Origin of the sequence: Actinomyces glycerinitolerans, from assembly GCF_900098745.1 — a bacterium.
GTDB classification, from domain to species: Bacteria; Actinomycetota; Actinomycetes; order Actinomycetales; family Actinomycetaceae; genus Actinomyces; species Actinomyces glycerinitolerans.
Window position 1 is genome coordinate 647,570 of the sequence record NZ_FQTT01000001.1, and the last position, 21,736, is coordinate 669,305.

General features: G+C 64.8%; 19 protein-coding genes. 6 read left to right on the top strand and 13 right to left on the bottom strand.

Going from position 1 to position 21,736, the window contains the following annotated elements:
- Window positions 1-21 precede the first annotated feature (21 nt).
- The 3 genes from chvE to ACGLYG10_RS02780 form a co-directional block, all read right to left on the bottom strand.
- The gene (gene chvE / locus ACGLYG10_RS02770) at window positions 22-1,185 is read right to left on the bottom strand and encodes a multiple monosaccharide ABC transporter substrate-binding protein (RefSeq protein ID WP_073327627.1); all 1,164 of its coding nucleotides are present in this window, start codon (window positions 1,183-1,185) and stop codon (window positions 22-24) included.
- A 277-nt stretch (window positions 1,186-1,462) separates the two neighbouring features.
- Window positions 1,463-2,491 (bottom strand): LacI family DNA-binding transcriptional regulator, encoded by a 1,029-nt coding sequence (locus ACGLYG10_RS02775; protein WP_073327628.1) that lies wholly within the window; start codon window positions 2,489-2,491, stop codon window positions 1,463-1,465.
- Window positions 2,492-2,514: 23 nt separating this feature from the next.
- A complete protein-coding gene (locus tag ACGLYG10_RS02780) occupies window positions 2,515-3,492 on the bottom strand; it encodes an aldose epimerase family protein (RefSeq protein WP_073327630.1) in 978 nt (325 codons plus the stop codon).
- A gap of 341 nt (window positions 3,493-3,833) precedes the next feature.
- On the opposite strand from ACGLYG10_RS02780, the gene ACGLYG10_RS02785 reads away from it, so the two are divergent.
- The 3 genes from ACGLYG10_RS02785 to ACGLYG10_RS02795 all read left to right on the top strand — a co-directional run bounded on the left by ACGLYG10_RS02785 (window position 3,834) and on the right by ACGLYG10_RS02795 (window position 5,613).
- Window positions 3,834-4,304 carry a hypothetical protein gene (locus tag ACGLYG10_RS02785; protein WP_139240725.1) on the top strand — a complete coding sequence of 157 codons (471 nt, stop codon included), beginning with the start codon at window positions 3,834-3,836 and terminating at the stop codon, window positions 4,302-4,304.
- Window positions 4,305-4,383: 79 nt separating this feature from the next.
- A complete protein-coding gene (locus tag ACGLYG10_RS02790) occupies window positions 4,384-4,878 on the top strand; it encodes an RNA polymerase sigma factor (protein WP_159097635.1) in 495 nt (164 codons plus the stop codon).
- A gap of 30 nt (window positions 4,879-4,908) precedes the next feature.
- Window positions 4,909-5,613: a hypothetical protein gene (locus ACGLYG10_RS02795; protein WP_073327633.1), complete on the top strand. Its 705-nt coding sequence runs from the start codon at window positions 4,909-4,911 to the stop codon at window positions 5,611-5,613.
- Between the two features lie 52 nt (window positions 5,614-5,665).
- Here the strand turns inward: ACGLYG10_RS02795 and ACGLYG10_RS02800 are convergent, their stop codons facing one another.
- The 4 genes from ACGLYG10_RS02800 to ACGLYG10_RS02815 form a co-directional block, all read right to left on the bottom strand.
- Window positions 5,666-6,598 carry a carbohydrate ABC transporter permease gene (locus ACGLYG10_RS02800; protein WP_073327635.1) on the bottom strand — a complete coding sequence of 311 codons (933 nt, stop codon included), beginning with the start codon at window positions 6,596-6,598 and terminating at the stop codon, window positions 5,666-5,668.
- On the bottom strand, window positions 6,588-7,583 hold the full coding sequence (locus ACGLYG10_RS02805) for a carbohydrate ABC transporter permease (RefSeq protein ID WP_073327636.1): 996 nt from the start codon (window positions 7,581-7,583) through the stop codon (window positions 6,588-6,590). Before ACGLYG10_RS02805 ends, ACGLYG10_RS02800 begins: the two co-directional genes overlap by 11 nt.
- 17 nt (window positions 7,584-7,600) lie before the next feature.
- Window positions 7,601-8,938: an extracellular solute-binding protein gene (locus tag ACGLYG10_RS02810; protein WP_073327638.1), complete on the bottom strand. Its 1,338-nt coding sequence runs from the start codon at window positions 8,936-8,938 to the stop codon at window positions 7,601-7,603.
- Window positions 8,939-9,077: 139 nt separating this feature from the next.
- Complete coding sequence (locus ACGLYG10_RS02815; protein ID WP_244542537.1) at window positions 9,078-10,583, bottom strand: arabinosylfuranosidase ArfA; 1,506 nt, start codon at window positions 10,581-10,583, stop codon at window positions 9,078-9,080.
- Between the two features lie 261 nt (window positions 10,584-10,844).
- Between ACGLYG10_RS02815 and ACGLYG10_RS02820 the strand changes: the two genes are divergently transcribed.
- Together ACGLYG10_RS02820 and ACGLYG10_RS02825 are read left to right on the top strand one after the other, a co-directional pair.
- Window positions 10,845-11,870 (top strand): LacI family DNA-binding transcriptional regulator, encoded by a 1,026-nt coding sequence (locus tag ACGLYG10_RS02820; protein ID WP_073327856.1) that lies wholly within the window; start codon window positions 10,845-10,847, stop codon window positions 11,868-11,870.
- A 2-nt stretch (window positions 11,871-11,872) separates the two neighbouring features.
- Window positions 11,873-12,931, top strand: coding sequence for a LacI family DNA-binding transcriptional regulator (locus tag ACGLYG10_RS02825; protein ID WP_139240729.1), 1,059 nt, complete (start codon window positions 11,873-11,875; stop codon window positions 12,929-12,931).
- A 2-nt stretch (window positions 12,932-12,933) separates the two neighbouring features.
- Here the strand turns inward: ACGLYG10_RS02825 and araA are convergent, their stop codons facing one another.
- From araA to ACGLYG10_RS02855, 6 genes are all read right to left on the bottom strand, one after another.
- Window positions 12,934-14,448: an L-arabinose isomerase gene (araA, locus tag ACGLYG10_RS02830; RefSeq protein WP_073327641.1), complete on the bottom strand. Its 1,515-nt coding sequence runs from the start codon at window positions 14,446-14,448 to the stop codon at window positions 12,934-12,936.
- Window positions 14,449-14,565: 117 nt separating this feature from the next.
- Window positions 14,566-15,303, bottom strand: a complete 738-nt coding sequence (locus ACGLYG10_RS02835) for an L-ribulose-5-phosphate 4-epimerase (protein ID WP_073327642.1) — start codon at window positions 15,301-15,303, stop codon at window positions 14,566-14,568.
- 448 nt (window positions 15,304-15,751) lie between these two features.
- Entirely contained in the window at window positions 15,752-16,810 is a 1,059-nt protein-coding gene (locus tag ACGLYG10_RS02840) for an autoinducer 2 ABC transporter substrate-binding protein (RefSeq protein WP_073327644.1), read from the bottom strand.
- Window positions 16,811-16,879: 69 nt separating this feature from the next.
- On the bottom strand, window positions 16,880-17,863 hold the full coding sequence (locus tag ACGLYG10_RS02845) for an ABC transporter permease (protein WP_073327645.1): 984 nt from the start codon (window positions 17,861-17,863) through the stop codon (window positions 16,880-16,882).
- Complete coding sequence (locus ACGLYG10_RS02850) at window positions 17,860-18,867, bottom strand: ABC transporter permease (protein ID WP_073327647.1); 1,008 nt, start codon at window positions 18,865-18,867, stop codon at window positions 17,860-17,862. The genes ACGLYG10_RS02845 and ACGLYG10_RS02850 overlap by 4 nt, the downstream gene beginning before the upstream one ends.
- Window positions 18,868-18,871: 4 nt before the next feature.
- Window positions 18,872-20,440 carry a sugar ABC transporter ATP-binding protein gene (locus ACGLYG10_RS02855; protein ID WP_073327648.1) on the bottom strand — a complete coding sequence of 523 codons (1,569 nt, stop codon included), beginning with the start codon at window positions 20,438-20,440 and terminating at the stop codon, window positions 18,872-18,874.
- A 307-nt stretch (window positions 20,441-20,747) separates the two neighbouring features.
- Between ACGLYG10_RS02855 and ACGLYG10_RS02860 the strand changes: the two genes are divergently transcribed.
- On the top strand, window positions 20,748-21,719 hold the full coding sequence (locus tag ACGLYG10_RS02860) for a sugar-binding transcriptional regulator (RefSeq protein ID WP_073327650.1): 972 nt from the start codon (window positions 20,748-20,750) through the stop codon (window positions 21,717-21,719).
- The last annotated feature ends 17 nt before the right edge of the window (window positions 21,720-21,736 follow it).

The following is a 21,736-nucleotide window of genomic DNA, read 5'->3' on the forward strand; positions in this document are numbered from 1 at the left end:
GGTACCACGAAGCAATTCCGGTCACTTGAGTTCGTCCTCGGTGATGTAGCCCGTGTCCACGAGGGAACTCTGTACGTTGTCCTTGGTGATGATCTCGGACTTCAGCAGGTAGGAGGGGACGACCTTCACCCCGTTGTCGTAGGTCTCGGTGTCGTTGACCTCGGGCTCCTCGCCGCTGAGCACCGCCACGGCCATCTGCACCGCGGCGTCGGCGAGCTCGCGAGTGTCCTTGAAGATGGTGGAGTACTGCTCTCCGGCCATGATCGACTTGATGCCCGCGATTTCCGCGTCCTGCCCGGTCACCGTCGGGTAGGGCTGCGCATCGGTGCCGTACCCGGCGCCCTTGAGGGCGCCGAGGATGCCGATGGACATGGAGTCGAGCGGCGATAGGACGCCGTCCACCCGGCTGCCGTCGGAGTAGGTGGAGGTGATCAGGTTGTCCATGCGGGACTGGGCGGTGGCGGCATCCCACCGCATGGTGGCCACGGTGTCGAAGTCGGTCTGACCTGATTTGACGGTGATGACGCCGCTGCCGAGGTACGGCTGGATGACGTCCATGGCGCCGTTGAAGAAGAAGGGGGCGTTGTTGTCGTCCGGAGAACCACCGAACAGCTCGATGTTGTAGGTCTCGTCCGGTGAAACACCTGCGTCCTCGCCATCGGCGTTAAGAATGCCCATGCCGATGAGCAGTGAGGTGCCCATCTGGGTGCCGACGTCGTAGTTGTCGAAGCTGGTGTAGTAGCTGACGTTCTCGTTGTCCCGGATGAGGCGGTCGTAGGAGATGACCGGAATACCGGCCTCGCCGGCGGAGTCCAGTTGACCGGACAGCGCGGTGCCGTCGATGGGCGCAATGATGAGCAGATTGACGCCCTGCGTGATCATGTTGTCGATCTGGTTGGCCTGCGTGGGGATGTCATCCTCGGCGAACTGCAGATCGACGTTGTAGCCGAGTTCTTCGAGCTGCTGCTTGATGTTGTTACCGTCTTTGATCCAGCGTTCAGATGACTTGGTCGGCATGGCCACGCCGATCTTGAGTTCCGCGGGCTCCTTGCCGGCGGTGTCGTTTCCGGCTCCGCCTGTCGCGCCGGGCCCACCGCAGGCGGCCAGCGCCGTCGCCACCGCGGCGGTGACACCACCGGCGAGAGCTAAGCGACGCGAAAGAGTCGGGACTTGGGGTCGAGACATGTTGAGCCTCCTCTTCGAGATCTTCAGGAAGCCCCGCGGACACAACGCCTCGGCACGCCGTCCGCGGGATCCAACACTAGTGTGAACGTTCACTTTCGGCGTGTCAACAATCTCCCGTAACCACCGACACACACGGACCAAGCGGCTAAATATCCGCCTTTTAGATCGGTTAACAACCCACTCATGTAGAGTGAACCTTAACATCCATGTTTTGACGAGTCTCCCTCGAGCCGGTGCAGGACCGGCCGCCAACGAGTGGCCGTCGGCCGCTCAGGCGTCAGCAGCTGGAGCGGCGCACGCGCAGGGTTGGGGAGATCGAGTGGGTGGTGCCGGCCTCGCCGTCGATCGCGCGCAGGAGCACCTCCATGCACAGCACGCCGAGCTCGTCGAAGGGCTGGCGCACCGTGGTCAGCGGCGGGGAGAAGAAGGCCGTGCCGGGAGTGTCGTCGAAGCCGACCACGGCCACCTCCTCGGGCACGCGCACCCCCTGGTCGCGCAATGCGGCCAGCACGCCGAGGGCCATCAGGTCGTTGGCGCAGAAGACGGCGTCGGGCAGGCCGCGCGCCACCATTTCGGCGCCGACCTCATAGCCGCGCTCGGCGCTCCAGTCCCCCGTCAGCATCGGCGGGATCTCGCAGCCGGCGTCCTCCAGGGCAGCGCGCCAGCCGCGAGCGCGGGCGAGGGCGTCGTACCAGTCCGCCGGTCCCGCGAGATGCGCGATGCGCTTTCGGCCTAGGCCCAGCAAGTGTCCCACCGCCATGCGTGCGCCCAGTTCCTGGTCCACCGAGACCACATGGATGCGCTCGCTCGGCGTCAGGCCGTCGGCGACGACGACGAGCGGCACCGCCCGGGCGACCCGTTCGGCAGAGGTGGCGATCCAGGTCTGTGGGGCGACCGCGATGATTCCGTCCACGCCGCGTTCGATCAGGAAGTCGAAGACGTCGCGGATCTCCTTCTCCGCGTCGTCGGCCTCGCGCTTGAGGGCGGTGACGAGGGTGGCGTAGCCGGCCTGCCGGGCGGCGACCTCGATGGCGGCGGTGGTGGATGCGGGCCCCTGGAAGTGGGATCCGGTGGTGACCACGCCGATCATGCGGGTTGAGGCGGTGACCAGGGCGCGCGCGGCCAGATTGGGCCGGTAACCGAGCTGATCGATGGCGGCCCGGACCTTCGCCAAAGTGGCGGGGCGGACGGATTCGGGGCGGTTGATGACGCGCGAGACGGTCTGGTGGGAGACGCCGGCCAGGCGGGCGACGTCCATCATTCCCGGACGGCGCCCCACGGTTCCGGGCACTGCCTGCGCAGACATGGGCGGCGTACCCGCGGCCCGGCTCAGTCCTCCTCCCAGAGCCGCCAGGTGAAGGTGTGGGACTCGCCCGCAGCCAGAGTGACCAGGTCTTGTCCGGTATTGAAGGCGTTGGGCGGGCAGGTCATGGGCTCGACGGCGACGCCCCGCCGTCCCAGGTGCTCACCGCTGTAGACCTGCACCCAGGGGGCCGCGGCGCTAATGACCACGCTGTGCTCGCCCTCGCCGCCGGTCAGCCGCACCTGCCACGCACCTGCGGGCAGCCCGGTGTAGGCGTTGTCGGTGGCGGTGCTCCCCACCAGGCGCCCGGCGCGCCAGTCCCAGTCGCTGCCGGTCACGTCCCGCTCCCCCGCCGGCGCCATGTGGGCGTCGACGTCGAGCACGCGGTCGGCGGGCACCTGCAGCACGCATTCGTCCAGCGGGACCGAGCGGGTCAGGTAGGGGTGGCAGGAGACGCCGTAAGGAGCGGGCGCGGGAATCCCGTCCTCGAGCGGGGCGCCAACGATGCCGGCGGCCGGGGAGACGGCGGCGCCGGCGTTGGTGGTTGTGGTGGTGACGGTAAGGCCCGTGCCCGCGTCCAACGCGTAGCGGACGGCGACCTCCAGCGCCCAGGGGTAGGCGTAGGAGGCGGGCAGACTGAGTACCAGGGTGACCGCCTCGGCCGCCTCCGGCGTGGCAGCGCCGGAGGCTTCGGGCCCGGCGACGGCGAAGCTCGTCCAGCCGACCAGCCCGTGCAGGGCGGCCCCGGTCTCGGGCTCATTGCAGGGCACCGGGTAATCCACGCCGCGGTAGGTGTAGTGGGAGTCGGCGATGCGGTTGGGCCAGGGGACCAGCGTCTTGCCCTGCCAGGCGCCGGGCAGGGCGGTTTCGGCATCAAAGGGGATGACCAGGTCGCGCCCCTGCCGGCGCAGGTGGACCAGAGTGGCACCTGCGGTGGCGATCCGGGCTTCGTAGTCGCCCGCGCGCAGGTCGATGAGCTCTCCATTGAGCGAAGGGTGTTGCATGGTTGCTTCCAGACTCTCGTGGGGCCGCCGCCCCGGATTGTTTTCCGGTTGAGTGCAATGCTAGTCGACGGTTCCCGTTGGGATGTAACGCGACCGCCCGCCCAGACATATACCAGTCGCCAACCCATCTCGTTCCGAATCGGAACGCCGGCGTCTGAAACATCCACCGACCCGAGGAGGCACAAATGCGCACAGCCCGCAGCGACGTCGACCCGAGGCCGGTATTCCGCGAAACTCCGCCAGAAGAGTTCACCGCACTCCCGCGGAACGTGTTTGCTGAGGCCCAGCAGGGGCCGCTGTCAAGGAGGCGACCGACATTGAGCCGGTTGAAGAAGAGCCAGATGACCAGCACCAGCCGCACTGTCGCGCGCCGCACCGCCGCCATAGGTGTCGCCCTGGCGGTGATGGCCCAGGGAGGATGCGCGGGGAACCAGGCTGACGACGTACACACCGGCCCGACGGAGCAGCCATACGTGCTCACCTATGAGGTCGCCCAAGATGAGGAGCGAATCTATCTGGATGCGCGCTGGCAAGGGCAGTTGGAAGTCGACGAGCACAGCGGTTGCATACAGGAAGTCGGCAGCGGCGCGGACCATGCCACGGAGACCGGCCCGAAGCCTGTGGGTATGGTCTTCCCCGAGGGAACCGAGGTCACGTCTGACGGGACCGAGATACGCCTGCCGAGCGGAGGCACCATCCCCATCGGCCCGGAGGTCTCGCTGAGTGGAGGCTACTTCCCGTCCGCGCCCGTGACGCCCTCCCCGAGCCCCGGATACGACGAGTACTTCATGGTCAACGATGCCCCCGAATGAGACTCATTCATCGCTGCAGGGGAGGTCCGACTCACCGACAAGTCAGGCCTCCTCCGCAGCCGCTCATTCTGATATTACCTTGACGCGGTCCGATGCCGTCGAGACATTCCAGCAGATCTACACCGATCACCAGCCCCACATGCTAGCAATCGCCAGACAGCGCCTCGGACAGCAGGCGGTGGCGGAGGACATTACCGCCGAGACCTTCCGAATAGCCTGGCAGCACCATATTTCGGGCGGAGAGGTCAGCGTTCCATGGCTTTACAAGACACTCCGCAACTTGATCGCCAACCAGTACCGCAGACACGAGCGTGACACGAAGTACTTCGACTCGATGAGCGGCACCCAAGACGCACACGAGTCGATCGAGACCGCGATTGATGACTCCATCCTGGTTCGCCAGGCCATGAGGTCACTCAGCGCCGACGACCGCGAAATACTACGAATGGCGTACTGGGAGGAGCTGACGCGATCCGAGATGGCATCCGTACTCGATATCACGACAGTCGCTGTCCGAGTGCGCCTACTACGAGCCAAGAAGCGGTTGCGCGCCGCTCTCGAGGAGCCGGAGTGACAAGTGCATACAAGAGGAGAACACCAGTCAATGAACGATCTTGAGCGCAGGATTAGGAACTCCCGCCCCCGGGGCCCCGGACGGAACTCCTCGCTCTCGCGGCGCGCACAAGCGGACTTCACCGACATAACCGGCCACGTCTACGATCCCCAGCACGGCCGTCCCGCGCAGCAATCCTCACCGCTTGAACGGGCCACCCGCTCGCCCCGGTTCTTGATCCCCGTCGCGGCTGCGGCCGCCGTGGTGCTAGCCGTAGGATCGTTTGCGGTCACTCGGCTCGACCGTCCAAGTAACCCCGACGCCGAAGCCGAGTCCATCACAGACGGCTCCTACCAACCGACCCTGCCGCAGTCCTATGAAGACGTCCAGGCACTCGCCGAGGCCTCGGACCTCGTCATCATCGGCAGCGTCGATGGCGTACCGATCGATCCGGACGGTACCGCAGTCGTTGATGCCAGCGAGGTCCTGGCGCCGACGGGCCTGGACGTGGCATCGGTGCGCATCCGGCAAGAGCCGGTGGACTCCGATGGGCAGGCGCCTCTGGCCGGAATTGGCGGCGATAAGGCGGTTCTGTTCTTGACGGCCTCCGATGAACCGGGACTGTATACGCTCACCCACCCGACCCAGGGCATTCTTGAAGTGGATGAGGACGCCGTCTATCCGCTCCTCGCCGACATCGATATGAAAGGAGCGGAGACGGTCAGTCAACTCAGGAACCTGCTTCAAGGTCAGTAAGGCCGCCACCGGCTGCGACATCGCTGCACGGTCAGACAGATCCCGTGCGCCCTCACTGGCCGCCCAGGCCGGTGGTGGCCACGGCCTTGATGATCTGGCGCTGGAAGAGCATGAACAGGATCGTGAGCGGCAGCGCGGCGATCATGGCGGAGGCCATGGTCTGGGCGTAGATGGTGCCGTAGGCGTTCTTCACCGTGGACAGACCCACCGGCAACGTCATCAGGTCGGGGTTGTTGGTGACGATGAACGGCCACATGAAGTTGTTCCAGGCACCGATGAACACGAAGATAGCCACGGCGGTGACAATCGGCCGGGACACCGGCAGGATGATGTTCCAGAACAGGCGCCAGTTCCCGGCGCCGTCCACGCGGGCGGCATCCTCCAGTTCCTGGGGAACCTGGTCGAAGTACTGCTTGAAGATGTACACCATCATCGGCGCGATGGTCTGTGGCAGGATCACACCGGCGAAGGTGTCCACCGCGTTCAGCAGCACCATCTCCTTGAACAGCGGCACGATCAGGATCTGCCCGGGAACCATGATCAGGGCGATCGTCAGCGCGAGCAGCGCCTTGCGCCCACGGAAGATGGTGCGGGAGAAGGCGTAGCCGGCCAGCGCACAGATGATGACCGTGAGGATGGTGACCGCGGTGGCGATCAGGAAGGTGTTGCCCATCCAGGTGAACACCTCGCCGCGCGCGAATACGGTGCGGTAGTTCTCCAGGGTGAAGCCGCCGTCGGGAACCCACTGCAGCGGCAGTGACTGTGCCTGTACCTCGGTCTTGAAGGAGGTGTCGATCGCCCAGGCGAGCGGCAACAGCCAGGTGAGGGCGAACAGGGCCAGGATCAGGAAGGCGACGACGCGGGCCACCTTGCTGTCTCCCAACAGCAGACCGCGGGTGCGGCGGATCTCCGCATTGCGCTCGGCCCGCTCGCGGCGGTGCCGGTCGCGCAAGGAAATCGGCGAGGCGATGGACTCAGCGCTCATTGTTGGCGTCCTTCCGAGAGCGGGTCAGGAACCGGAAGGCCACGGTGATGACAATGATGACGATGAAGAAGATGTATGACATCGCCGAGGCATAACCCATGCGGTAGTTCGTGAAACCCGTGTCGTAGATGTATTGGAGGATGGGGCGGGTGGAGCCCTCGGGGCCCGATCCGCCGGCGAAGGCGATGAACATCTGGTCGAAGATCTTCAGTGAGGCGATCACCTGCAAGGTGGCCACCAGCACGGTGGTGCCACGCAGCTGCGGCAGCGTGATGGAGAAGAGCTTGCGCCAGAAGCCGGCACCGTCGACCTCGGCGGCCTCGTACAGCAGGTCCGGGATCGCCTGGAGGCTGGACAGGTACAGCAGGAAGTTGAAGCCCACGGTCCACCAGACGGTCAGGATGACCATGGACCACATGGCCACGTTCACGTCGGTGAGCCAGCCGACCTTGTCCAGCCCGAACCTGACCAGCCAGTAGTTGATGAAGCCGACATCGGAGTTGAACAGCCAGGTCCAGATCTGCACGACGACGGCGACCGGCAGGAGATAGGGGGCGAAGAAGGACAGCCGCCAGAACCACTGGCCGGGGATGCCGATGTACACCAGTAGCGCCATGATCAGGGCGACGAGTACCAGCGGGATGGTACTCATGAGCGTGAAGGCGAGCGTGTGGCCCAGAGTGGACCACATGGTCGCGTCACCGAAGGCCTCAACATAGTTGGCCAGTCCCACCCAGCCGCCGTTGCCCATCAGGGACTGCTCCGTGAAAGACAGCCACAGCCCGTAGACGATGGGGGCGATCAGAAACAGGAAGGCGACGATGAGGAAGGGAATGACGAAGGGCATGCCGGAGCCGAGTCGCCTAACCGCGCGGGAGGAGTCCCGTGCGCTCCGGCTCGCGCCGGCCCGGCGACCGGTCCTCGTGGTGGAGGCCGCAGCCGGATCCGTACCGGCTGCCGTATTCGCTGCGGTTCTAACAGTCATAGCGGGTCTCCTTTCACTCAGGCCGGCGGGTTCTGGGCGAGCATGCGGTTAAGGCGGTCGATGAGTCCGTCCACGGCCTGCTCCGGCGTGAGGGAGCCGGACAGCCAGCAGGACTGCATGACCTCCGCCACGCGCGCCTGGAAATCGGAGCCGGATCCCGTGAACCAGGCGGCTGGTTCGAAGACGGCCTGGTCGATGGCGTCGGCATAGTGGGACTGGGGCACGAGCTCGGCGTAGGCGGAGGATGAGGTGACCTCCACGTTCGCGGGGGTGTGCCCGCCGGCCGCCCAGTCGAGGGAGTTCTTGAGCATGCCGGCCACGACCTCGTAGGCCGCATCGCGCTTGGCCTCATCCACACTCGTCTGGTGCGGGAGCACGAATACGTGGGAGTCACCGAAGGTGGCCGGGGTGCCGAAGATGTTCGGCATCGGCATGGCGTCCAGGGGCACGCCGGCGTTCAGGAAGGTCTGGTACTCCCAGTTGCCCATGAAGGTGATGCCGGTGCGGCCGGTGGAGAAGGAGGCGATGGCGCCGCCGTAGTCCATATCCGGCTCGGCGACGGTGCCGTCGAGCATGTCCTTGATCAGGGAGGTGACCTTGATGGCGGCGTCTCGGTCGATCTGCGCCTCCTGCCCCGGAGTGAGGGTGCATTCCGCACCGGTCTGGGCGTACAGGCCCCAGAACATGCGGGAGACCTGGGCGCCGTCGCCGGTGTAGCCGAAGGACATGCCCTGCCCGCCGGTTACCTCCGCCAGGCGGCGGCCGGCGTCGAGGAAGCCCTCGGGGGAGTCCAGTCCGGTCAGGGTGCCGTCCGCGGCGAGCAACCCGGCCTGGTCGCACAGCTCGGTGTTGAAGAAGAGGATGAAGGCGTGGAAGTCCAGCGGGACGGCGTACAGCCGGCCGTCCACGAAGCACTTGTCCCACAGCAGATCGGGGAACATCTCGGGGGTGATGCCGTGGTCCGCGAGCCGGTCCAGATCCCAGGTGTCGAGCAGCCCGCCGGGGGCGTAGCCGATCACTCGAGTGGCGTGCATGACGGCCAGGTCCGGGGAGCGCCCGCCGACCGAGGACATCGCTAGCTTCGTGTAGTAGGGGCCGCCCCAGGTGAGCACCACGGGGTCGATCTCAAGCTGCGGATTCTGCTGGCCGACGGTGTCCATCATGGCCTGGAAGACGCCGCCGTCACCGCCGGTGAACAGGTGCCAGAGCTGGATCTTGGTGCGGTCGGAGGCGGATGCCGAGGACGAGCAGCCGCCCAGCAGGCCGGTTCCGGCCAGTGCGGCGCCCGAAAGCATGGCCGCGGTCAGAAAGCGACGTCTGCTCGGGAGCGCGTACGGAATCGATGGTTGACTCAACGTGACCTCCTTGTCAGTCGTGAGTGAGTGGCGCCCGTGGGGGCGGCGCGTACGGGCTGTCGAGTCGTACGCGCCGCCCGGGTGGGGCGTCGACGGAGGGGCGGGCCGGCCCGCCGCCGACGCTACGGGCTCCTTTCTTTCAGGCGAGCTCGACCGCCAGCCAGGAGGCGGGCGGCAGCGTGGTGGCGAGCACGCCGTCGGCCAGCGTCACCTCGTGGGGGACGGGGTGGACGCGGTCGGGGTCGTCGGCGGTGTTGACGGCGTCGAGGTCGTCGGGCGCGATGATCTGGGCCGCCTTGACGCGGCTCACGCCCAGGGCCCCCAGCGCGGCGGTGACGTCGACCGCATCGGTCAGTGAGCGGTTCAGGGCGAGCAGCGAGCCGGTTCCCGTCTCCTCGTCCCAGGTGACCACGGCGTCGACGGCGTCAATCTCGCCGTAGCGCTCGGTGCCGGCGACCGGGCTGGCGACGACGGCGTCGTAGGCCTGGCCGCGGGCGATCCGGGAGGCGATGGCGAAGGGGTGGAAGGTGGTCTGCCGCCAGGCGCGTCCGCCCTTCTCGGTCATAATCGGGGCGATCACGTTGACCAGCTGCGCCATGGAGGCGGCCTTGACGCGGTCGGCGTGGCGCAGCAGGGAGATCAGCAGGCCGCCGACCACCAGGGCGTCGGCACCCGTGTAGACGTCCTCGATGCGGGGTGCGGCCTCCGGCCAGTCGTCGGGGGCGAAACCGTGCTCGATGGAGTTCCAGGCGCCCAGGCGCCACACGTTCCACTCGTCGACGCTGACCATGATCTTCTTGTTCGAGCGGTGCTTGGCGCCGACGGCGTCGGCGGTGGCGATCACCCCGTCGATGAAGCGGTCCAGGTCCACGCCGGCGGCGAGGAAGCTGGCCCGGTCCTGAGCGTCGGGGTCGACGTAGCGGTGAAGGCTGATGTAGTCGACCTCGTCGTAGGCCAGGTCGAGGATGGTCCGCTCCCAGTCGCCGAAGGTGGGCATCTCCCAGGCGGCCGAACCGCAGGCCACCAGTTCGAGGTCCTGGTCGACCATGTGCATGGCGCGGGCGGTCGACAGGGCCAGGTAGGCATAGTCCTCGGCGTTCTTGTGGCCGACCTGCCAGGGACCGTCCATCTCGTTGCCCAGGCACCACATGCGCACGTTGTAGGGGTCCTCGTGCCCGTTGGTGCGGCGCAGGTTGGCGTACTGCGTGTCCGCCTGGCCGTTGACGTAGTCGAGGAGGTTGACGGCGTCGGTCTCGCCGCGAGTGCCGAGGTTGATGGCCAGCATCGGCTCGATACCGGCCTGGTCGCACCAGGTCATGAACTGGTCGGTGCCGAAGGTGTTGGGCTCGGTGGTGTGCCAGGCGAGCTCGAGCCGCCGGGGCCGGTCCTGAATGGGGCCGACGCCGTCCTCCCAACGGTAGTTGGACACGAAGTTGCCGCCGGGGTAGCGCACGGTGGTGACACCGAGCTCGCGCACCAGTTCCATGACGTCCTGGCGTAGGCCGTTGGCGTCGGCGGTGGGGTGGTCGGGCTCGAAGATGCCGGTGTAGACGCAGCGCCCCATGTGCTCCACGAAGGAGCCGTACATGCGGGGCGAGATACGGCCGATGGGGCGGTCGGCGTCGACCGATATGCGTGCTGTCAAGGGATCCTCTCCTTTGAGTCGGTTGTGGGCCGTGCCTCCGGCGGGCGGTGCCGGCGCGCTGCCGTTGTCACCATGGTGACCCTCTACTTCAACGTTGTCAATCCCCACGGCGCCGTCCACGAACGAACATCAACACGACTTCTTCTGCCGTACCAGCGCACAGCTGGAGCGAACGGGGAAACAAAGGCGAATTGACAACGTTTGACATCGTTGAACGTGCGTCGCGGCACAGTCGGCGTGCGTTTCTGTATGCTGCCGCGCATGGCCGCCACGCTCCTCGACGTCGCCGCCCTCGCGGGCGTCTCGCCGAAGACCGTCTCGCGGGTGGTCAACGGCGAGCCGGGGGTCTCCCCCACTACCCGCGAGCGAGTGCTGGACGCCGTGGCGCGCGCAGGCTATGCCCCCAACACCTCCGCACGCTCGCTGCGCACCGGTCGCTCCGGAGCCATCGGGCTGGCGGTGCCGGAGTTGAATCAGCCGTTCTTCGCCGAGATCGCCGACCGCATTGCCGCCGAGGCGCACCGTCACGACCTGGCGGTGGTGCTCGGGGTGACCGGCGAGCGGGGGCAGGGCGAGGCGGAGTTCCTGGCGGAGCATCCCGACCTGGACGGCACCGTCATGTACTGGCAGGGCATGGAACCCGAGCAGATCGCCGCCGCGGCCGCACAGCGCCCGCTGGTGCTTCTCGGGGAGCGGAGACACGACGCCGTCGACCGCGTCGCCATGGACAACGAGCGCGGCATTGATCTGGTCGTTTCTCACCTGCAGGCCCTCGGACGCGGCCGCGTCGCCGCGCTGGGCGTGGCCGCACCGGGCCAGTGGACGCATGCGGCGGGCCTGACCCGCACCGAGGCGTTGCGCACAGCCATGGAGGAGCACGGACTCGACCTCGACGAGCATCGCCTGGTCGCCTCCACCGAGTGGCGTCCCGTCGACGGCGCCGCCGCCGTGCGAAAGCTGCTGGAGCGCGGCGTCGACTTCGACGCCGTGATCGGCTTCAACGATGGGCTCGCGCTCGGCGCGCTCCATGAACTGGCGGCGGCGGGGCTGCGAGTGCCGCAGGACGTGGCCGTCACCGGCATCGACAACCTTGAACTGGCGCGCTACTCCTCCCCGTCGCTGACCACCGTCTCGCCGAACCTGAGCACATATGCGGCGGACGCCGTTTCACTGCTGCGACGGCGCATAGCCGTCCCGGACACTCCCGCCCGCACCGTCATCGAGGATGTGACACTGCTGGCCCGGGACTCCACCGTCGGGGGTGAGACGCCGTGGCCGCGCGTGTGACCATGAGCGATGTCGCCCGCCGGGCGGGCGTGTCCACCAAGACCGTCTCGAACGTGCTGCGCGGCGCGCCCGGCGCCTCTACCGCTACGCGCCGGCGCGTGCTGGAAGCGGTCACGGCGCTGGACTATCGGCTCAATCCGAGCGCTTCGGCACTGCGCTCAGGCCGGCGGGGAAGCATCACCTTGGCGATCCCCACCCTGCAGCAGCCGCTGTACGCCGCACTGGCCCAGGAATTGATGCGTGCCGCCGACGACACGACCGTGATTCTGGAACTGACGAGCGGTGAGGCGGAGCACGAGCAGGAGATCCTGGCCGGCTCATGGGCGAGGCGCTCCGATGCCGCGGTGTTGGTGCCCCGGGCGCTGGATCCGGCGTCATTGCCGGCCGGTGAGGCGTCCGCATCCCCCGCACCCCTGGCGCTCATCGCCGATTCCGGCCCCGTGGGCGTGCCGCGAGTGAGCTGCCCGCTCGATGCCCAGGCGGCGCTGGTCGCCGCCCATCTGCGGTCGCTGGGACGAATCCGTCCCGCCGTCGTCGGCGTCGCCAGTGCCGCCGACCGCTGGACGCGCGCCTGCGTGCGAGGCCTACGGGAGTCGGGATTGCGCGTCGACGACGATGCCGTCCTGCGTGTCGGTTCTCCTGACGGGATGCTCGGCGGAGTCGAGGCGGTGGCACGGTTGGCATACACAGGGCTCCCCGTGGACGCGGTGGTGTGCCACAACGATGCGCTGGCCGCGGGCGCCGTAAGCGCGCTACGACGACGCGGCGTACGGGTACCTCTGGAGGTGGCCGTGATCGGCCGCGGGAACACCGACGCCGCCGCCTTCGCCACCCCAACGCTCACCAGCGTGGACCTGGATCTGCCGGCCATCGCCAGGGGGGCGTTGTCGCTGCTCAGTATCGGAGCGGACGCGACTGGCAGCGAGGGCTCACCCGCACCGGGGCCGCTGGAGCCGCGGCCAGTGGAGACCACCCCGGCGTTGTCGGTGCGTGGGTCCACGGTCGACGACGCCGGGGCGGCCCCGGGGCGGCGGGGCGAGCCCCACCGCGGACAGGTCTGATCTCAGCCCTGGGTGAGGCGGTAGTAGACCTGGTTATTCCGCAGCTCCTGCACGAAGCCGCGGGTGGTGGTGGAGGAGTCGATGACGGCCAGTTCCATCCGGGCGATCTCGGCCAGGTCCTGCCACATCTCCAGGGTGGTGGCCGTGGTCATGACCGTGTGGTGGGCGGCGCCGGCCTGCATCCAGCACTCGGTGGAGGTGTAGAAGTCGGGAGCCGGTTCCCATACGGCGCGGGCGACGGGCAGCTTGGGCAGCGGCTCGTCGGGACCGACGACCTCAACGAGGTTGGCGGTCAGGCGGAACCGCTCACGCATGTCGGACATGGCGACTACGAGTCCGGCGCCGGAGTCGGCGTCGAAGACCAGGCGCACGGGGTCCTCGCGGTTCCCGATGCCCAGCGGGTGGATCTCCAGGCGGGGCTTGGACTCGGTGAGCGAGGGGCAGACCTCCAGCATGTGGGCGCCGAGGATCTTCTCCTTGCCGGGCGTCATCTCGTAGCAGTAGTCCTCCATGAGGGAGGCGCCGCCGGGCAGGCCGTAGCCCATGACCTTGGCAGCGCGCACGAGCAGGGCGGTCTTCCAGTCGCCCTCCGCGCCGAAGCCGTAGCCGTCGGCCATGAGCCTCTGGACGGCCAGGCCCGGCAGCTGGCGCAGCCCGCCGAGGTCCTCGAAGTTGGTGGTGAAGGCGGTGGCACCGCGCTCCTGGAGGAAGCGGCGCATGCCGGCCTCGATGCGAGCACCGTAGCGCAGGGACTCGTGACGCTCGCCGCCGGGACGCAGTTCCTCGACGACGTCGTAGGCGTCCAGGTACTCCTCGATGAGGGCATCGATCTCGGCCTCGGTGACGGCGTCGACGACCTCGACCAGGTCGTTTACGCCCCAGGTGTTCACGCTGGCGCCCAGGCGCAGCTCGGCCTCGGTCTTGTCGCCCTCGGTGACGGCGACGTTGCGCATGTTGTCGCCGAAGCGGACCAGGCGCGTGGCATGCAGGGCGTCCCAGCCGGCGGCGGCGCGGGCCCAGGTGCCGATCTTGGCCTGCGTGGCCGCCTGGGTGGCGTGCCCGACGACGACCTTGCGGGGCTGGCTCAGGCGGGTCAGGATGTAGCCGAACTCGCGGTCGCCGTGGGCGGCCTGGTTGAGGTTCATGTAGTCCATGTCGATGGTGGACCACGGCAGGGACTGCGAGTACTGGGTGTGCAACTGAACCAGGGGCTTGGACAGCGCGTCGATGCCACCGATCCACATCTTGGCCGGGGAGAAGGTGTGCATCCAGGCAATCACACCGATGCAGGCGTCGTCGGCGTTGGCGGCGAGCATGGCGGTGCGGATGGCGTCGCGGTCCTTCAGGACCGGCTTCCAGACGATGCGCACCGGAATGGCATCGGCGGCGTCGAGCCAGGCGGCTACCTGTTGGGACTGGTCGGCGACCTGAGCCAGGGTCTCCTCGCCGTACAGGTCCTGGCTTCCGGTGAGGAACCAGATCTCCTTGCCGTCGAAGGGGTTGGGTAGAGCAGTCATGAGTCTTCTCCTTTGAATTGCGTTGATAGACAGTAGGTTGAAAAAGGTTCAGGGGCGGCCCGCACCGTGCCGGGCGGCGACTCCGGGCGGGGCACCGGCTCGGGGCGGACGGGTTGGTCAGTGTTGGCCGTAGACGTTCTGGTAGCGGTCGTTGAGGCGGTCGATCAGGTCCTGCTCGATCGGCACAGGGTCACCTCCCTGACGCGCGATATGCACGGTACGCGCCACCTCCTCACACATTGCCGCAGCCTTCACCGCCGCCCGCGCATCGACCCCGATCGTGAACGGGCCGTGATTCGCCATCAACACCGCCGGCGACCGCGACCCCGACAAGGTCTCCACAATCCCCCGCCCAATCGAATCATCCCCAATCAAAGCAAACGGACCCACCGGAATCTCACCCCCAAACTCATCCGCCATCATCGTCAACACACACGGCACCGGCTCCCGCCGCGCCGCCCACGCCGTCGCATACGTCGAATGCGTATGCACCACCCCACCCACCCGGTCCATATGCCGATACACATACGCATGCGCCGCCGTATCCGACGACGGCGTCAGATTCTCCGGCGTCCCATCCTCGATCTTGTCCCCGTTCAGCGTGCACACCACCATGTTGTCCGCCGTCAGCTCCTCATACGCCACCCCCGACGGCTTAATCACGAACAAGTCCGTCCGCTCCACACTCCCATCCGGACGAGACACGCTCACCCGCTCAGACACATTCCCAGCCGTCCACACCACCAAACCCCACCGAATCAACTCCCCATGCAAACGCGCCACCCGCTCACGCGCATCAGCCACCGCCCCACGCACACCATCATCCAAATCAGCCAACACAATCCGCTCGGTCATGTTCTTCTCCTAGTTATTCGTCTGGTCGGTCATGGTCTGCGGCGGCGCCGTTCGGCACCGTTGCCGCACTGGTGAGGGCTTGCTGGACATCCAACCGTCTGGGTGCCACACAGACCCGGCCGCGGCGGTCACCGCAGCTCAACACCCCAATAGTGAACGTTCACATCGGTCGTGTCAAGGCGCTTCATGTCCGCGACACACTGACTCAGACGCTCAGATGGTCGAAGTCCACATGCGCATGACGCTGGGACCGCAGTTACCGCAGGTTGAGAAGGACGCCAGGTTCACCTCAAGGCTTCGAGTGGGTGCATCCCGTTCGTCCCGGGCGGGATGGACACAGCAAGCGCTCCGCCTCCCGCACACACTTACCGACTCACACTGCCTCCGCACACAGCGTGGGGCCGGCGCGCCCCCGAGACGCGCCGGCCCCACCACACTCCGGCAGAGATCAGAAGTCATACTGTCCGATGTTATCCGCCGTGAAGATGATCGGCATATCCACATCGAGCTCACCGTCTGCGAGAATCTCGAACTCGCCCACACCTTCAACCGTGGCCTTCTCTCCCTCAGCACCTGTGATCGTGCCAGCCACGAGTTGGTGCGCCACCTCGACGGCGACTTGCCCCAACTGCGCCGGGTCCCACAGCGCGAAGGCCTTGGCCGTTCCGTCTTCGATGAACTGCGTCATCGAAGACGGCATCGAAAAGCCTGGAGCGAACACCTCACCCTGGCGGCCCGCGTTCTCGATAGCCTTCGCAGCGGCCGGCGTCGTCACAACCGAAGACGAGATGATGAACTTCAAATCCGGGTTGGCCTGCATCAAGTTACGGGCAATCTCCTCGGATTTAGTGGCGTCGTCCTCTGCATACTGAACAGTGTCAATGTAACTCAGCGAGGAATACTTCTCGTCTGAATCAATGAGTTGCTTCATCAGCTCAACATGCTTTTTATGATTTGTCGCCGTCGGAGACGCAGAAACGAATGCACACAGACCACCCTCAGGGTCATTCTGAAGGGCCGAGTCAAGCATGGAAGAAGCGGCCAACTCGTAGGAAAGCTGGTTGACGAATACGCTACGAGAGTCCACCGCAGAGTCGGCGTCATAAGTCACAACCTTGATGCCAGCTTCCATCGCACTCTTCAACGCAGGAGCCACAGCATCCTCGTCGATGGCCGAAACAACCATGGCAGACGGCTTCTGAGCGATCGCGTTCGTAATCGTCGTACTCTGGGCGGTCGCGGTAGCCTCCTGCGAGCCGATGTAGTCATACTGGACGCCAAGAGCCTCAGCCGCGGCCCTGCCGCCATCGCCAGAGACATCGAAGTACTTCAACCCGGTGTACTTCGGAATCATCAGGATCTTCTCATCACCTGACGCGCCACTAGCCGGACCGGAACCCGAATTGGGTGCCTCGGAAGAGCAAGCAGCGAGTGCTGCGGCAGTTACAACACCCACGCCTGCCAGCACAGAACGACGGGTCATCATGTTGAGATTGTTGGAACGCATGACGTCATTGTCCTTTCAAAACTTGCGTCGCGGATAAGTGAATCACGATCAATGGAAGCCTTTACAGTTTCACTGGGCGTGTTCCACACTCCTCCCTGGTGAGCGCCGATGGAGGTGATCAATCAGCTGTCCGGCGTTGGGCACAATAACCGCTATAAGCAACACCGCGCCCGAGATCAAGGTCTGGGTCGTGCCCGGAACGTTGGCCAAACTCATGGCTGTCTGGAGCACGAGTAGCAAGCAACAGGACAGCACAACACCACTCGTCTTGCCTGAACCGCCAAAGATTGACACGCCGCCGAGCACCACGCCCGTGAGCACAAGCATGATCGTGCCATCCCCGTTGTCGCCGCGGGCCGACATGTACTCTCCAACCCAGACCAACCCGGCAAGCCATGCCATGAGTGAAGCGAACACGTACGCACCAATCTTCGTCCGCGCAACCGAGATGCCGGCTGAACGAACCGCGGGCGCGCCACTGCCGATCGCATAGGCGTAGCTGCCGAAGTTCGATCGGGACATAAGAAGCCAAACCAGCACCGCCATGACGATGAAGACGACAACTGGGACCGGGAACCACCATACCCAGCCCCTGCCGAAGGCCAGGTATGACTCAGAAATCCCTGTAACACCGGCGTCACCGCCAATGAGATAGGCAATACCGCGATACACGCCCATTGCCCCCAATGTCACGGCCATCGAGGGAAGGCCAGCAACCGCGACCAGGACACCGTTAACCGCGCCAAGGAAGGTGCACAGCAGGGCAGAGGCTACGAGAGCTGCCGGCATCTCTACGCCGCCCTCGGACAACTTCGCAAATAACACCGCAGAAACGGCGAGAGTCGAAGGCAACGAGATATCGATTTCGCCCGTGACGACGACGGGGAAAAGACCGAGTGTCATCAGGGCCACCGGCACGAAGGTCATCGCAGACCGGGAAAAGTTTCCAAAGTCAAGGAAGTAGGGAGACAGCATCGACCCGATGACGACACCGAGCAGGATGAGTATCACAAGCACTGTTTCCCAACGGTAGCGGATCAAGATGGCCTTCATGCCGTAGCCTCCAGAATTGCGCGACGCTGACCAACGCGGAGAACCTTTCGCCTAACAACAGCGTCAATACCGATAGCGCCAACGATCGCGACGCCCTGAAATATGAGCCTGACGTATTCCTCAACCCCAAGAAGTACGAGGCCGTTGTCAAGACAGGCGTAGACGAGGGCACCTAGCATCGCACCGACCGCCGAGCCCGTACCACCCCACAGACTGACTCCACCGATGACTGCCGCAGCGATCACGGTCATCTCATAACCATTGCCTAGTAGGGAATTGATCGTACCGACCCTCGCCCCCATGAGCATGCCCACAAGGCCGCATATAGCACCGGACGCGACATAGGCCCCCAAGAGGATATGTCTGGAATTGAGACCGAAAGACACTGCTGCATTCTGGTTGGCGCCAAACGCATAAAGTTTGCGCCCCCAAGGCCTAGAGGACAATAGGAACGTCATTATAAGCACCATCAACAGCGTTAACCACACGTAGAACGGCACGCCAAGAAAAGACCGCGGCGCCAGCGCGTTAAGCCAGGCGGGAATTTGGTCGTTGGTTACCTCACGTGATCCGGAGTAGAGCGAGCACAGTCCCCTGTATACCGACAAGGTGCCGAGCGTAGCCACCATGGACGGAACCTTTAGATACCCCACAAGGAGCCCGTTAAGTGCGCCAAGTATCGCTCCGAAGCAGATTCCGACAAGAATAACGAGTGGTTGCGACCAGGCAGCGTGCGAGGTAACGTCGTAGCAGACGTAGGCCGTCAGGCCTATGATCGATCCGACCGACAAGTCGTAGTTCCCGGTGAAGAGCACGACCGCTTCTGCCACGGCAGCGATCGCCAGTAGCGATGCGGAGTACAGGATACTCGTCAAGTTACTCGCCGAGAGAAACCGAGGTGCCGCGAGGGAGAAGACGACGATCACGGCCAACAAGGACACAGCCGTCCCAAGGGCCTGGGGACGCACGTTGATACGTCGGGCTACTTTCATAAATGCGTTCATCGCCTTATTCCTCCTGGCCTGAAGCACTGTCGGTAGATTGGGAATGCGCGGAACGCACGGCAGCTGCCATGATCTGCTCCTGGGTGGCCGTGGAGGCATCGAGCTCAGCGGTGACGTGACCACGGCACATGACGACGATCCGGTCGCTGAGCGCAAGTAGTTCCGGCATGTCTGAGGAAATCACAATGACAGCACGCCGTTCTTTACGGGCCAGACGACGGATCATTGCGTGGACCTCGGCCTTGGTCCCGACGTCTATGCCGTGGGTGGGCTCGTCGAGAATCAACAGTCCGGGCTCGATAGAAAGCCAGCGGCCAAGTGCAACCTTCTGCTTGTTCCCGCCCGACAGAGAAGCGACGATGTCGTCTGGGCGAGCCTTGATCTCCAGTTCCTTGATCTGCTTCGCGACGAAGGACCGCTCTGCCCGCTTGTTGCGCAGACCATGAGTAGAGATCGTGCGAAGACTGGGCAGGACAAGGTTGTCGGATACCGACATGTCGGTCACGACACCCTCGTAGTCCCGGTCTTCCGGAAGATAAACCACGCCCGACCGCACCATACGTCTCGTCGAGATACGGGGCACTCTTACGCCATTTAGGAGCACTTCGCCGCGAAACCCCGGCACCAAGCCGAAAACTGCCTGCCCTACCTCGGACCGTCCAGCTCCGACTAGCCCGGCTACGCCAAGAATCTCTCCGGAATGCACCGTGAAGCCCACATCCTCGAATAGGTTCGTGGCAGATAGATTCCTTACTTCGAGCACCGGGGCGCCGAGCGTTGTCTCTTCATGGTGTGGCTCTAGGTCCAGTTCGCGGCCGACCATGAGTGCGATGATCTCGTCGGTTGTGATGTCATCAACATAGCAAGTGCGCACGTGAGATCCGTCCCTCATGATGGTGACGCGGTCAGCAAGCGTATGCACCTCCTCCAGACGGTGAGAGATCCAGACGATGGTAGTTCCCCGCGTCTCCCGAAGACGACGAACGACGCCATACAGGTCACTCGCCTCCTTCGGCGTAAGCGAGGAGGTCGGTTCATCCAGGATGAGTAATCGCAAATCTGAAGACAGTGCCCGCGCGATTTCGACGTACTCGCACTGCGCAACGGACAGATCGGAGACGACGGCGTCCGCACGTATATCAAAGCCGAGGTCATCAAGCAGTTCCTGCGCCGCTTTCTTCATCGCAGCCTTATCGACCCTGCCTGCGCGCATCGGATAGCGAGGAGCAAAGATGTTTTCGGCAACAGTCAGCGAAGGGAACAGCGCCGGATCTTGATAGACAGCAGCCACACCCGCTGCGCGTGCGTCAAGAGTCGAGGCGAAAGAGACCGGCTCACCGTCCAGGACGATCTCGCCCCTATCCTGCTTCTGGAATCCGGTGAGGATCTTGATAAGTGTGGACTTTCCAGCACCGTTCTCACCAACTAGTGCGTGGATCTCCCCCGGCAGGAGTTCGAACGAGATATCACGGAGAGCACGAGTATCTCCAAATGACTTGCGAATACCGCGTATCTTGAGCCGGGGCTCCACATCGGGCCTTTTCCCGCCTGCGCGCCTCACTGCGTCAGCCATCAGCTTCCCCCTTGGAGCCGGATCTGATGATGTCTTGAGACTACCGTTCGAGTGGAACGATGTGTCACAAATGCCCACTACCTGAGCAATTGCTCACACGCAGATTCCCGAAGATACAGGCATCGACCCAGGATTTGAGCAAATGCTCATGACGTGCGCGAATGTTTGCCGACAATGACGATCCGTCGTATGGTTCATGACGACAGGACGACGCCCTCGTTCTGGCACGTACGCAGGCGTACGGGCAGGCCACGCAACCACGTGGTCCTCGCATCGCCGTGACCACACGGACTAAGGCAGTGGCACGTTGATTACGCAAACCACGACCGCATCTCACGACACCGACGGCAACGACGAGCGTCTTGTACAGGCCGCCTGGCTCTATTACGTCGATGGGTTGACACAGGAGGAGATCGCGCACCGGCTGTTCGTTTCTCGTCCGACCGTGGGCCGCATGCTGCAACGTGCACGCTCTAACGGAATCGTGCGCATAGAAGTAGACACTACGAAGCTCGGCGACCTGCAACTGGCAAACGACCTGAAACAAGAGTATGAGCTCGACGACGTTGTAGTCATCCCGGCGGGTGCGGAGAGCCTGAGTCAGGAGGCACAGAACGATCGCGTAGCCGCAGCAGCCTCGATCTACGTCTCCCGCCACCTTCACCCCGGCAGTGTGATCGGGCTCGCATGGGGGGAGACGGTACAACAGACTCTCGCCCACCTTCCATCTCGTAGCCTCGAAGGAGTTACCTTCGCCGCGCTTGGTGGCGGTATGGACTACATCAACGCCCGTCTGTCCACATATCCCTCGGTCGCGGAGCGCCTAAGACCTATCCCCGCTCCGCTCGTCGTCTCCTCTACCCGCATTGCCCAAGCTCTGAACAGGGAGGAGTCCGTGAAAGCAACTTTGGACTTGGCGCGGACAGCAGAGATGACACTAACCAGTGTCGGCCCAGCCTCGCTCAGCTCGAACATCGCCAGAGCAGGCGTCTTCACCCCCGAGGAGATCACGCAGGTCATCTCCTCGGGCGCCGTCGGCGACATGCTCGGCCAATGGTTCAACGGCAGCGGCACCCCGATCACCTCGCAGAGAGGCCCCTGTCACGTCGGTATGTCACTTGAGGAGCTGCGCAAGCAACAGAACGTCGTCGGCCTCGTGGCCGGACGCAACAAGGCGGAGGCTGCACGGGTCGCGCTTCTTGCAGGATATTGGAATTCTCTCGTCACCGACGAGAGAGTCGCCCGCGCTCTCCTTTCCCCAGCCCTTGCTCGCACCTGAACCAGCCATTTGGCCTG